General features: G+C 73.1%; 10 protein-coding genes and 1 pseudogene. 4 read left to right on the top strand and 7 right to left on the bottom strand.

Annotated features, from left to right (window positions below):
- The first annotated feature begins 12 nt into the window (after window positions 1–12).
- Window positions 13–654, top strand: a complete 642-nt coding sequence (locus ACZ6K0_RS03930; protein WP_469229612.1) for a pentapeptide repeat-containing protein — start codon at window positions 13–15, stop codon at window positions 652–654.
- 32 nt (window positions 655–686) lie between these two features.
- On the opposite strand, the gene ACZ6K0_RS03925 is transcribed toward ACZ6K0_RS03930, so the two are convergent.
- Together ACZ6K0_RS03925 and ACZ6K0_RS03920 are read right to left on the bottom strand one after the other, a co-directional pair.
- Entirely contained in the window at window positions 687–1,922 is a 1,236-nt protein-coding gene (locus tag ACZ6K0_RS03925; protein WP_376401850.1) for a serine hydrolase domain-containing protein, read from the bottom strand.
- 62 nt (window positions 1,923–1,984) lie between these two features.
- Window positions 1,985–2,887, bottom strand: a complete 903-nt coding sequence (locus tag ACZ6K0_RS03920; RefSeq protein ID WP_376401848.1) for an alpha/beta hydrolase — start codon at window positions 2,885–2,887, stop codon at window positions 1,985–1,987.
- 108 nt (window positions 2,888–2,995) lie between these two features.
- Here ACZ6K0_RS03920 and ACZ6K0_RS03915 point away from each other — a divergent pair, with 108 nt between their 5' ends.
- Window positions 2,996–4,120 carry a helix-turn-helix domain-containing protein gene (locus ACZ6K0_RS03915; protein ID WP_469229610.1) on the top strand — a complete coding sequence of 375 codons (1,125 nt, stop codon included), beginning with the start codon at window positions 2,996–2,998 and terminating at the stop codon, window positions 4,118–4,120.
- On the opposite strand, the gene ACZ6K0_RS03910 is transcribed toward ACZ6K0_RS03915, so the two are convergent.
- The 5 genes and pseudogenes from ACZ6K0_RS03910 to ACZ6K0_RS03890 form a co-directional block, all read right to left on the bottom strand.
- Entirely contained in the window at window positions 4,106–5,908 is a 1,803-nt protein-coding gene (locus ACZ6K0_RS03910) for an eCIS core domain-containing protein (RefSeq protein ID WP_376401843.1), read from the bottom strand. The two genes, ACZ6K0_RS03915 and ACZ6K0_RS03910, sit on opposite strands and share 15 nt — an antisense overlap.
- 547 nt (window positions 5,909–6,455) lie before the next feature.
- Window positions 6,456–7,565, bottom strand: a pseudogene (locus ACZ6K0_RS03905) (GGDEF domain-containing protein); the annotation flags it as partial.
- A gap of 136 nt (window positions 7,566–7,701) precedes the next feature.
- On the bottom strand, window positions 7,702–8,496 hold the full coding sequence (locus ACZ6K0_RS03900; protein WP_376401840.1) for an enoyl-CoA hydratase/isomerase family protein: 795 nt from the start codon (window positions 8,494–8,496) through the stop codon (window positions 7,702–7,704).
- Between the two features lie 65 nt (window positions 8,497–8,561).
- Window positions 8,562–9,725 (bottom strand): adenylate/guanylate cyclase domain-containing protein, encoded by a 1,164-nt coding sequence (locus ACZ6K0_RS03895; RefSeq protein ID WP_376401837.1) that lies wholly within the window; start codon window positions 9,723–9,725, stop codon window positions 8,562–8,564.
- 201 nt (window positions 9,726–9,926) lie between these two features.
- Complete coding sequence (locus ACZ6K0_RS03890) at window positions 9,927–10,778, bottom strand: biotin--[acetyl-CoA-carboxylase] ligase (RefSeq protein WP_376401834.1); 852 nt, start codon at window positions 10,776–10,778, stop codon at window positions 9,927–9,929.
- A gap of 134 nt (window positions 10,779–10,912) precedes the next feature.
- On the opposite strand from ACZ6K0_RS03890, the gene ACZ6K0_RS03885 reads away from it, so the two are divergent.
- Both ACZ6K0_RS03885 and ACZ6K0_RS03880 read left to right on the top strand, forming a co-directional pair.
- On the top strand, window positions 10,913–12,505 hold the full coding sequence (locus tag ACZ6K0_RS03885; protein ID WP_469229606.1) for an acyl-CoA carboxylase subunit beta: 1,593 nt from the start codon (window positions 10,913–10,915) through the stop codon (window positions 12,503–12,505).
- A gap of 27 nt (window positions 12,506–12,532) precedes the next feature.
- Window positions 12,533–12,745: an acyl-CoA carboxylase subunit epsilon gene (locus ACZ6K0_RS03880; protein ID WP_366309714.1), complete on the top strand. Its 213-nt coding sequence runs from the start codon at window positions 12,533–12,535 to the stop codon at window positions 12,743–12,745.
- Window positions 12,746–12,750: the final 5 nt, after the last annotated feature.

Here is a 12,750-nt window from a genome sequence, read left to right as displayed (position 1 = left end):
TGGAATGGAGGCATGGCCATCCACCGCGACCGCGCGAACGTCGACCCCGTGTCCGGCCGGCCGCCGGTCCCCGACGAGGACCGGATCGTCCGGGGCGAGGACTGGTACGGCGTCGAGCTGTCGGCCGAGTCCTTCACACGGACCTCGTTCCTCGACATGGACCTGACCGAGGCGGTCGTCGACGGCGCGACCTTCGACAGCTGCACCTTCGCGAACGTCAAGTTCAACGCGTCCCGGCACACGGCGACGGCCTTCACCAACTGCACGTTCCGCACCTGCACGTTCTTCGACGTGAAGTTCACCGACTGCAAGTTCGTCGGCAGCCACTTCCAGCAGTGCACGTACGCGCTCTTCGAGGTCAGCGGCGGCGACTGGTCCTTCGTGGGACTGCCGGGGGCCGAGCTGAAGGGCGCGTCGTTCGACCGGGTCCGCATGCGCGAGTGCGACCTGACCGGCGCCCGCCTGGAGGATGCCACCCTCACGGGCGTCGACCTGGCGGGGGCGCAGTTCCACGGCGCCAAGCTGAGCGGCGCGGACCTGCGCGGCAGCGACCTGAGCTCGCTGGACCCGCTCACCGTCGAGATGCGCGGCGCCACCGTCAGCCTGGAGCAGGCCGCCGTCATCGCCACCGCGCTGGGGCTGACCGTCGCCTGAGCCCGCCCCGGCCCCGTACTCCGGAACCCCGGCTACGGGGCGAGCCCCGCCGCCTCGCCGCCGCACAGCGCCTGCCCGTACAGCGTCGCCAGCGCGCCGTCGATGGGGTGGGGCTGGGGCTGCCCGGAGGCGTCCGGTGTGTTCCACCGCTGGAGGTTGACCGCGACCGACATCTGGCGCCTGCCGTCGGCCCGCGTCAGGGAGATCGTCCCGGCCCCCCAGACCGTGCCGTCGTGCCCCCAGAACGTGCCGCAGTCCGTGGCGACCTTGTGCAGCCCGAGCCCGTACTCGATCATCGAGCCGTCCAGGGCGCGGACCGGGACCGTGCGCTGCATCTGGGCCAGCGACGACCGGCTGACGATCCGGCCGGCCAGCAGCTCGGCGTAGAAGCGGTCGAGGTCCGCCATGGTCGAGACGAGCGCGGCGCCCGTGCCCGTCCAGGACATGTTGTAGACGCTGTAGTCGCGCGGCGGGTCGATCAGGCCGTAGAAGGCCTCGTACATCCGCGCGTGCGGTCCCTCGATGCGCGTCCCGATCGGGAACCCGGTGTGCCGGAGGCCGGCGCGCTCGATGACGTTCCGGGTGATGTACTCCTCGGCCGGGACGCCGGTCACCTGCTTCAGGAGTTCGCCGAGGAGCAGGTAGTTGCTGTTCGAGTACACCCCCGGAGTGGCTCCGGGCTCGCCGGCGGGAGGCGCCGCGAGCCCCATCGCGATCAGCTCCTCCGGGCGGAACTCCCTGAACCGGTTGTCGTCGAGGCTCTCCGTCGAGACGTCCGGCAGGGACGGGAACGCCCCGAGCGACGGGAACGCGTAGGGGATGTAGTCGGGGATGCCGCTGGTGTTGTTCAGCAGCATCCGGACCGTGATCCTCGTACCGCGCTCCCCCGGCACCAACCGCGGCAGATAGCCGCCGATCGGCGCGTCGAGCCGGATCCGGCCCTGCTCGACCTGCTGCATGACGGCGGCGGCGGTGAAGGTCTTCGTGATGCTGCCGACGCGCTGCCGCATGTCCGCGGTGACGGGACGGCCGGTCCCGACGTCGGCGACGCCGGAAGCACCCCGCCAGGTCCGGCCGGAGTCGCGCACCTCGGCGAACACCCCCGGGACCCCGGCGCGGTGGACACCGTCCAGGGCGGACCGCAGCGCCGCGCGATCGAGGCCGGCCGACGGGCTCGCCGTTCCGGGGGGCGGGGGCACCGCCGCCACCGTGCCCGCGCAGGCGACCAGCGCGGCGACGGTCCCGCACAACACCGTTCGGAGCTTCATGACATGCGTCCTTTCGCTGTGGATCAGTGGATCAAGGGAGGTGAGTGGGTCGCGGGACGGGGTCAGTCGGCCAGCGCGCGGCGCAGGGCCGCCCCGAGTTCGGCGTTCTGCCGCTGCGACACCTCGGCGGAGAGGATCGCCTGCGATCCGTGGAACGTGCCGGGCCACTGGTGGAGTTCGACCGACACACCCGCCTGCATCAGGCGCAGGGCGTAGGCGATGCCCTCGTCGCGGTTCGGGCAGTACTCCGCGGTGGCGATGTAGGCCGGCGGCAGGCCGGACAGATCGGCGGCCCGGGCGGGCGCGGCGTACGGGGTGGCGGGCCGGCCTCCCAGGTAGTGCCCCCACGCCGCGGTGCGCGTGTCGCTGGTGAGCCAGGGCGTGTCGGTGAAGTTCCGTGCCGACCACGTCTCCTGACGGTCGTCGAGGCCCGGCTGGTTGAGCAGCTGGAACCGGATCGCCGGCCCCCGCTCGTCCCGCGCCCGAAGGGCCGTGGCGGCCGCGATGCCCGCACCGGCGCTGTGCCCGCCGACCGCGATCCGCGCCGGATCGGTGCCGAGCGCGTCCGTGTGCCCGGCCGCCCAGGCCAGTACGGCGTAGGCGTCGTCCAGGGCCGCCGGGAACGGGTTCTCGGGCGCGAGCCGGTACCCCACCGAGATCACCACCGCCCCGGAGAGGTCGGCGATCCGGGCGGCCCACGGATGCTCGGTGTCGAGGTCGCCGAAGACACCGCCGCCGCCGTGCAGCCAGACGACGGCGCCCTGCGCCCGGTGCGGGCGGTAGACCCGTACCGGCACGTCGGGTGCGGCGGGCACGGACACGGCGTGGTCCTCGACCTCCATGCGGGAGGTGTCCGGGGCGGGCGCGGCGGTGGCACGGGCGGCGAATTCCTTGCGCCCGGCGACCGGGTCGGTCATGTCCATGAGCGGGAGGAACGGGAGGAACGGTTCGAGTTCGGGATCCATGACGGCCATCCTCACGGCCGCCGCCGCGGGGGGTCATCCGCCGTCCGTCGCGTATCCCGCCCCGGAATCGCGCCGTTCGGCGCACCCGTCTCCTTCTATCCTTCCGGCATGGAGGCATTGGCCGTACGGCTGTCGGGGCTGGATCCGTACGTCGACGGTGCGATCCGCATCATCGCGTTCTACGACACGCTGATGCGGCGGCGCGTGGATCTGGCGGCGCTCGCCCGGGCGTCGGCGGGCCTGGCCGAGTGCACGGCGGGGATCAGGCTGCACGGCACGGGCCGGGTGATCCGCGTCGCGCCCGACGGCAGACCGGCGTCGGGTCCACCACCCTCCGGACCACCACCCTCAGGACCACCACCCTCAGGACCATCGCAGTCCGGACCACCGCAGTCCGGACCGACGCCGTCCTCTCCCCCGCCCTCCGCGTCCTCCACCACCCCGATCACGCTCGACGACGAGGAGATCGGCACGGTGTGGCTGGAACGCCCCGGCCCCCCGAACCCGCTCGACGACGTGCTCCTGGACCGGCTGGCCATCGCCGCCGCCGGGGTCGTCGAACGGCACGGCCCGACGCGCACCACCATGGCCGACCCGGCCCTCGTCGAGCTGGCGATCGGCTCGGAAGGCGACGAGGCGGCCAGGGCCCGGGCGCTGCGTCTGCTGGGGTTCGCCGCCGGCGTGCCGGTCCACGCCGTCGCCGTACGGACCCGGCTCCCGCTCGACCGGCTCGGCGGCCTGATCTGCCCGGGCCGCCCGGTGAAGGCGGCCCCGCTCGCCGACGTGGGCGTCCTCCTGGCCACCGTCCTGGACCCGGCCCGCTTCCCGGCGGGCGTACGCGCGGGCATCGGCACCGCCGGAAGCCCCGACCGGTCCTGGCGGCAGGCGCGCACCGCCCTCCGCTTCACCACCTCGCGCGAACCCGTCGTCCGCCACCGGGACCTGGGCGCGCTGGCCCTCCTGGCCGAGGTCCCCCAGGACACCGCGCGGGACAACACCGACGTGGCCGCCGTCGCCCGGCTCGCCGCCGACCCGGAGGACCTGGAGACCCTGGACACCTACTGCGCCACCGGCTCGCTGCGCCGGGCCGCCGGCCTCCTCCACCTGCACCACAGCAGCATCGCCCGCCGGCTGGAACAGATCTCGAAGACCCTGGGCATCGACGTCACCGATCCCACCGGCCTGACCCGCGCCCGGCTCGCCCTCACCGCGTGGCGGCTACTCGCCGACTGAACCGGCGACGGGGCCGAGCGACGTCGTCGTGAGGCTGCCGTCCACGAGCTCGTACAGGGTCCGCTCGCCGGCGGCCATGCTCTCCTCCACGATGACGCGGTCGACGTAGGGCCGCTTCTTGGTCTTCTTGTCCATGGTCGTCTTCAGTTCGTCACTGATGTGCCGCACGATCGCCTGTTGCTCCCGGCCGATCTCGTCGGTGACCTGCATGGCGATGGTGCCCATGTGCTGGTGGTCGCCCTGCGACCGTGACCGCAGGGTGAGTTCCCGCTCGGTCTGGGCACTGCCGGCACCGCTGGCGTTCTTCCCTTCGAGCTGGAACGCGGCCGCCTTCAGGTTGGTCTTGAAGTTGCGGGCAACGGTCTGCTTCGCCTGGACGAACTCCCCCGTGTACTTCGTCGGTGTCGGGGCACTGGCGCTCTCGCTCGTGTCCTGGGGGACGGGACGCCAGACCACCCAGTCGGCGCCCGTCTTGCTGCTCTTGGTCCGCGGGTCGGCGACGAACGACGCGATGTGGACGCCCTGGCCGGTCGCTCCGGACGCCCGCCCGAGCGCGTGGTTGATGTCGGCCTGCGTGCACGAGCCGAACTGGACCACGCATTGGGGATCCGCCTTGAGTTCCTTCAGGCCCATCTCCAGCTCGTACAGCCAGCCGTTGCCAGGCCTGGCCTTCGCCGCGAGGGCGGCGATCTCGTCCTGTGGGAAGGCGCGGGCACCCATCGCGGCGAGCTCGGCGGCGACCTCCAGCACGTGCGTGGGGGGACCGGATTCCTGGCCGCCCGCGCCGGCGCCGGACTGCCGGCCGGCGGAGGAAGCGACCACGGGCTTCCCCAACTGGTCCTTCACGAGCTGGGCCAGCAGATCGGCGCTCTTGGCGCTGTACGTCTCTTCGTCGAGAACGAGCTCCTGAAGCTTGGTGAACAGCCTGTTCTGCACCTTCGCCAGGTCGTCGGCATTGCCGGGCCGGATGCTCCACTTGTCCTTGCCGACCTTCTTGCTGAAGGTGAAGAACTCCTTCTCATTGGCCTGCCAGGGAAGGTCGTCGACCGTCTTCCCCTCGGTGCCGTCGTAGACCGTGAGACCGGTGTCGATGGCTCGCTGCACAGCCCCATCCCGGGGCGCCTGGGACTCCCGGGACTCGTCGTGGGCGTCCGGTGCCGTCGGTGCCCGCCCGGGGGCCGGGGCGGCCAGCGCCCGGGCGGCGTTCGCCTCCGCCTCGCGTTCGAAGCGGTCCGAGGGGTCGGAGACCTTGAGGCCGGAGCCGTTGTCGGTCCCGGCCACCGGACCCTGCCGCTGCTGGATGACGTGCGTCAACTCGTGCGCCAGGGTGTGCCGGTCGCTCCCGCCGGCGCCGAGGACGACGTGGCTGCCACTGGTGTAGGCGCGGGCGCCGACCTCCTCGGCGGAGGCCCTGGCCGCGCTGTCGTCGTGGACGCGTACGTCGCCGAAGTCGGCGCCGAGCCGGGCTTCCATGTCGCTGCGGGTCGCCTCGTCCAGGGGGCGGCCGCTCGCGCGCAGGACGTCGGGCACGGTGGAACGCTGCACGGCAGGAGGGTCGTTCGGGTGCCCGCACCCGGCGCCGTGCTGGTGCTGCTCGGGCTGGGCCGGGGCATGGCCGGCCTCGCGGAGCAGTTGGACGACGGCCTCGTTCCCGGCCGTGGCCTGGAGGCCCATGAGGCCGAGCAGCCGCGCGGGCGGAACCGGCCCGGTCCCCCTCCGGGAGGAGGCGCGCCCACCTCCCGCCTCCGTGGCCTTGGCGTTCTCGTGGTCGTGGCTGTGAGCGTGCAAAAGAAGCTCCCCTCCCGGCGCGGGGTCACCCTGCCCCCCTCCTGGATACACAGCCGGGAGGAGCCGGTGCCAGGTACGGCCGGGCAGCGCGGGCCGTACGAACGGGCAGCGCGGGGGTGGATCCGTACGCCGGAGCCACGTCCCACCGGCCTCCGTGGGACGCGCGCGGCCCGGCGAGGGCCTCCCGGGACCCGGGCGGCAGGAGCGCGGCGAACCCCGCGCCGGGGGGCGCGCCGTCGCCGATCACCGGCCCGAGGCTGTCGCCCCCGCCTACGGACAGCCCGATCTACGACTCCTGCGCCGGCCCTTCCGGCCGGTGCTCCACCGGCAGCAAGCCCTCCCCCGTCGGCTCCACCGGCAGCCCACTCTCCCCCGTCGGCTCCACCGGCAGCCCACTCCCCCGCGTCGGCTCCACCGACGACGGACCCTCCCCCATCGGCTCCACCGGCAGCGCGCTCTCCGGCAGCGGCTGCGTCGGCGGCGTACTCCCCGGCATCGGCTCCACCGACGACGGGCCCTCCAGCGGCCCCTCCGGTCGTGGCTCCGCCGGTGGGGCGTCCCGGAAGCGGCGGCGGTCGCGGGCGCCCGGCGGGGCGTCGGCGAGGCGGATGACCGTGCCGTCCCGGCCCGCCACGACCGGCTTCGCCGAGCGCGCGGCCTTGGCCTGGTACTGGGCCGCGTCCGCGAGCCGGAAGAGGCGGCGCGCCGACCTGAGCGGGCCGATGGGGTCGCCCGTGGACGCCACCCCGCAGGCCACGCCCTCGCCGAGCTCCAGCTCCGCCGCCCGTACGCACAGCTCCTCGGCGACCGCGACGACCTCGTCCGCCGTCGGGCCGACCGTGAGGAGGCAGAACTCGTCGCCGCCGAGGCGGGCCGCGAGCGCGCCGGGGAGCCGGGCCCCGCACCGGGAGAGCACGGAGCCGAAGCGTTCGAGGAGCCGGTCGCCGACGGCGTGCCCGTGGGTGTCGTTGACGCGCTTGAGGCCGTTGAGGTCGCAGACCAGCAGGCTGACGACGGAGCCGTCGGCCCGGTAGCGCTCGATGGCCTCGTCGAGCCGGGTGTCCACGGCCCGCCGGTTGGCGAGCCCGGTGAGCGGATCGGTGAAGGCCAGTTTGCGGACCTCCTCCAGGCGTTCCGCCTGGGCGATGCCGGCGGCGACGACCGCCGCGAGGACGGTCGCGAAGTCGGCGTCCGCCCGGGTGAAAGGTTTCGCCTCGGGCGGGCGGGCCACGTACAGCTCGCCCCACGCCCGCCCGTGCAGCACGATCGGGGCGACGACGCAGCAGCCGCGCCCCCGCTTGCGGAGACCGGCCACGCGGCCGGTCGGGACCCGGTCGGTGACGGTCTCCACCCAGGCGTCCGGCTCGCCGCCGCCGGCCCACGCCTCGTGCAGGAACTCGGTGATCTCGGGGAACTGGTGCACCGGATACGTCTCCGAGTCCGGGAACTCCTCCTCGCCCACGGCCCGCTCCCCGGCGTTGACCAGGACCTTCAGCCGGCCGTGGTCCCGCTCCCAGACGGAGAGGGCGGCGAAGGTCCCGTCGAGCCCCTCGCAGGACCCGAGCGCCGCCGCCCGCCAGAACTCGCGTGGAGTGTGCGCCGCCGCCATCCCCTGCGCCAGCGCCACTACGGCCCGCAGCCGCACATCCTCACCCATTCCTCCAGCTTAGGGAGTATTAGTCCGTTTTCCCCCGCGAGACGTCACGGAAAGTGACATGGAGTGAAAATCCGGACGGCCGACCCCCCGCCCCGGCGCCGCCCAAGACCCGTCACCCGCCCGCTCACTCGACGGCTCACTCCCCCGGCCACTCCGGCTTCCGCTTCTCGTTGAAGGCCGCCACGCCCTCCGCCCGGTCCCCCGAGAAGGCCACCGAACGCCACGCCGCGTCCTCGACCTCCAGGCCGGCCCGCAGGTCCAGGCCCTGGCCGAGCCGCATCGCCTTCTTGGCGGCGCGCAGTCCGACCGGCGAGTTGGCCGCGATGCGCCCGGCGAGCTCCAGGGCGCCGGTGCGCGCGTCCTCCTCCAGCAGGTCGACGAGGCCGAGCTCGCGGGCCTCCACCGCCTCGACCCGGCGGGCCGTGAAGACCAGCTCGGCGGCGCGCGCCGCGCCCACCCGGCGCGGGAGCAGCTGCGTACCGCCGCCGCCGGGGATGACGCCGACCGAGACCTCGGGGAGACCGACGACGGCGGTCGCGTCGGCCACGATGACGTCGCAGGCGAGCGCCAGCTCGAAGCCGCCGCCGAGGGCGAAGCCGTGCACGGCGGCGACGGTCGGCATGGGCAGTTCGAGGACGCCGGTGTAGGCGGCGCGGGCGGTCGGGCGCTGACGGACGAGCTCGGCGTCGGTGAAGGAGTTGCGCTCCTTGAGGTCGGCGCCGACGCAGAAGGCGCGGTCGTTCGAGGAGGTCAGCACGGTGACGCGGACGGCGGCGTCGGCGGCGAGCGCCTCGCAGGCCGCGCCGAGGGAGCGGGCCATCTCGGAGGAGACGGCGTTCATCGCCTTGGGCCGGTCGAGGACGAGCTCGGCGACGTGCCCGCTCCCGTCCTTCCGGACCACCACGAACTCACCAAAACGCTGCTCGGACATGCCGCAGACCCTCCCGACCGGACGGAGCCCGTTAACGACGGTTAACAGGCGTTCACCGTCAGATCCTAGGTGGGGCGGCGGGTCAGGAGCCAGGGCTCGACGACGCCGAGGCCTCGTACGGGCCGCTGCCACATCGGCTGGAGCGCGAAGCGGTACGTGGCGGGCTTGCGGCCCTCCTTCTCCGCGCGGGCCGCCTCCTCGGCCGCCTCGGCCTCCGAGACGGGCGCCTCCCCGGTCCGGGACAGCTCCTCCGCGAGCGCGCCGTCGACGAGCACGGCGTCCTTCGGAGCTATCGAGGTGAGGCGGCTGGCGAGGTTCACGGTGGTGCCGAAGACGTCGCCCATCCGGGTCGTCACGGTGCCGAAGGCGATGCCGACGCGCAGGGCGGGCATCGTCTCGTCGTGGCCGAGGGTCTCGATGAGCCGGAGGGCGATCTCGGCGGCCTTGCCGGGGTCGTCGGCGCAGTAGAGGACCTCGTCGCCGAGGGTCTTGATGAGCCGGCCGCCGTGCGCGGCGACGAGGTCGGCGCAGGTCGTCTCGAAGGCCTCGACGAGTTCGCCGAGCTCCTCCTCCTCCAGGCGGCGGGTGAGCCGGGTGAAGCCGACGAGGTCCGCGAAGCCGACGGCGAGCCGCCGGTCGACCATCTCCTCGTCGTCGGCGGCCTGCACGACCCGGCCGGTGGCGGCCGCGAGCTGCCGCCGCCACACGTAGATCAGGAACTCCTCCAGCTCGGGCAGGAGCAGCTCGACGAGGGGATACGTCACCTCGGTGCGGGTCATGCCGGGCTCGGGCGGCTCGGTGAGGCCCTCCAGGAAGGAGTCGATCTGCCATTCGGCGAGCCGGGCGGTGGTCTGTCCGGTGGAACGGGCGACCTGCACGGCCATGGGCTCGCTGAGCAGTCCGGCCTCGACGAGGCCGGCGAGCCGGCGCAGTGCGAGGACGTCGGCCTCGGTGAGCGCCTTGGCCTGGCCGATGTCGGCGAAGCCCATCGCGCGCCAGAAGCGGGAGGCGAGCTCCATGGAGACGCCGGCGGTGCGGGCGGCCTGGAACGGGGTGTAGCGGCGGTCGGCGCCGAGGATCAGCTGTTCCAGCCGGATGGCGAGCGGGTCGTCGCTCGGCTCGGCCGTGTGGTCGACCTCGTGGTGGGGCGTGGGGTACGCGGAAGGCTCGGGTACGGAAAACGGGGGTGGCTCGGATTCGCCGCCCGCGTTCGCGTCGTCGACGGTCACCGGCCGCCTCCTGCCCGTTCCCTGCCCACTTGTCCTGCCGATCTGTCGCCTGGATCGCGCTCCACGATACGACAGGTGTGGAATGGCTCACGCCTGAACGGCGAGCCATTCCGTCCCGTGGACGGGGTCCGAGCCGCCCGTGGCCGTCCCTGCCCCGTACCCCTCACCATCCGATCGCCCTCGGATCGCCCTCGTGGGCGGTCAGGCCGGGGTCCGCAGGTGGACGATGTCGCCCGCGCCGACCGCCTCCGTGCCGCCGCCCTCCGTGGCCACCACGAGGCGCCCGTCGCCGTCCAGGGCGACCGCCTCGCCCTCCAGCATCCGCTCGCCGGGCAGGTCGGCCCGCACGCGGCGGCCGAGGGTCGCGCAGCCGGCCGTGTAGGCCGCCTGGAGGCCCGAGGACTCGGGATCGCCGGCGGCCCGCACCCAGTCGCCGTACCACTGGGCGAGGGAGCGCAGGACGGCCCGCAGGAGGGTGTCGCGGTCGGTGGAGACGGCGTCCGCGAGGAGGAGGGAGCCGGCCGCCGGGACGGGCAGCTCGTTCTCACGGAGCGTGACGTTGATGCCGAGACCGACGACGATGGCGTCCTCGCCGGCGCGCTCGGCGAGGATGCCGCCGGTCTTGCGCTCCTCGCCGCCGACGGAAACCAGCAGGTCGTTCGGCCACTTGAGGGAAAGGTCGGCCCCGGCGGCCTTCGCGAGGCCCGTCGCGGCGGCCACGCCGGTGAGCAGCGGGAGCCAGCCCCAGCGGTGCACGGGCACCTCCGGCTTGAGGAGCACGGAGAGGAAGAGCCCGGAGCGGGCGGGCGCCGTCCAGCTGCGGTCGAGCCGGCCGCGCCCCGAGGTCTGCTCCTCGGCGACGAGCACCGCCCCCTCGGGCAGCTCGTCGGCGCGGGCGGCGAGGTCGCTGTTGGTGGAGCCGGTGCTGCTGACCACGTCGAGCGAGGTCCACAGCCCGCCGGGCTGGACGAGCGCGCGGCGCAGGGCGGGGGCGTTCAGCGGGGGCCGGTCGAGGTCGGACCAGGGCCGGCCGGAGCCTTGAGAGGTCGTCATGCAAGCCAGAGTAGGTGTGGCAAAGACCGCAGTGCCGAACCGTATCCGCGTCGATACGCTACGGGTCAGTAGGCCAGCAGTAGCCCATTCGTAGTCAACGAACCCCCCGTGACCAGGCAGGGAGCCGCATCCCGATGTCCGAGCCGGCAGAGCAGTACGAGATCGACATTCACACGACCGCGGGCAAGATCGCGGACCTCAAGCGCCGTATCGACGAGGCCACGCACGCCGGCTCGGAGCGCGCGGTGGAGAAGCAGCACGCGAAGGGCAAGCTGACCGCGCGCGAGCGGATCGCCCTCCTCCTGGACGAAGGCTCGTTCGTGGAGCTGGACGAGCTGGCCCGCCACCGGTCGACCAGCTTCGGCCTGGAGAAGAACCGGCCGTACGGAGACGGTGTCGTCACCGGGTACGGCACGGTCGACGGGCGTCCCGTGGCCGTGTTCTCGCAGGACTTCACGGTCTTCGGCGGTGCGCTCGGCGAGACGTACGGCCAGAAGATCATCAAGGTGATGGACTTCGCGCTGAAGACGGGCTGCCCCGTCATCGGCATCAACGACTCCGGCGGCGCCCGCATCCAGGAGGGTGTGAGCGCGCTCGGCATGTACGGCGAGATCTTCCGCCGCAACACCCACGCCTCCGGGGTGATCCCGCAGATCTCCCTGATCGTCGGCCCGTGCGCGGGCGGCGCGGTGTACTCCCCCGCGATCACCGACTTCACGGTGATGGTGGACCAGACCTCGCACATGTTCATCACAGGACCGGACGTCATCAAGACGGTGACCGGCGAGGACGTGGGCTTCGAGGAGCTGGGCGGCGCCCGGACGCACAACTCGACCTCGGGTGTGGCCCACCACATGGCGGGCGACGAGAAGGACGCCGTCGAGTACGTGAAGTCCCTGCTGTCCTACCTGCCGTCGAACAACCTCTCCGAGCCGCCGGCCTTCCCCGAGGTCGCCGAGACCGAGGTGACGGACGAGGACCGCGAGCTCGACACGCTGATCCCGGACTCGGCGAACCAGCCGTACGACATGCACAAGGTCATCGAGCACGTCCTCGACGACGGCGAGTTCCTGGAGACGCAGGCGCTGTTCGCGCCGAACATCCTGACCGGCTTCGGCCGGGTCGAGGGCTTCCCCGTCGGTGTCGTCGCGAACCAGCCGATGCAGTTCGCCGGCTGCCTCGACATCAACGCGTCGGAGAAGGCGGCGCGGTTCGTCCGGACGTGCGACGCCTTCAACATCCCGGTGCTGACGTTCGTGGACGTGCCCGGCTTCCTGCCGGGCGTGGACCAGGAGTACGGCGGCATCATCCGGCGCGGCGCGAAGCTGATCTACGCGTACGCGGAGGCGACGGTCCCGCTGATCACGGTCATCACCCGGAAGGCCTTCGGCGGCGCGTACGACGTCATGGGCTCCAAGCACCTGGGCGCCGACCTGAACCTGGCGTGGCCGACCTCGCAGATCGCGGTGATGGGCGCGCAGGGCGCGGTGAACATCCTGCACCGCAGGACCATCGCCGAGGCGGAGGACCAGGACGCCGAGCGGGCGCGGCTCATGCAGGAGTACGAGGACGCCCTGCTCAACCCGTACACGGCGGCCGAGCGCGGCTACATCGACGGGGTGGTCATGCCGTCGGACACGCGCCCGCAGATCGTGAAGGGTTTGCGTCAGCTGCGCACGAAGCGGGAATCCCTTCCCCCGAAGAAGCACGGCAACATCCCGCTGTAGCCGCGTACGAGCGTTGAAGGAGCCGTTGTGATCAAGGTCGTACGAGGAAATCCGACGCCCGAGGAGCTGGCCGCCGCACTGGCGGTGGTTCAGGCCCGGGCCGCGGCCACGGCGGCGGCGTCCGCCGAGGGCGGCGGCCCGGCGGTACCGGAGGGGTGGTCCGACCCGTCCCGCATCGCGCGGACGGTGCGCCAGCGTCCGGGCCCGCGGGCCTGGGCCAGGTCGTACTGGCCCGTGTAGTCGTC

It is taken from the genome of Streptomyces sp. NPDC042346 (assembly GCF_055581845.1).
This window is presented reverse-complemented; position numbering and strand designations above follow the sequence as displayed.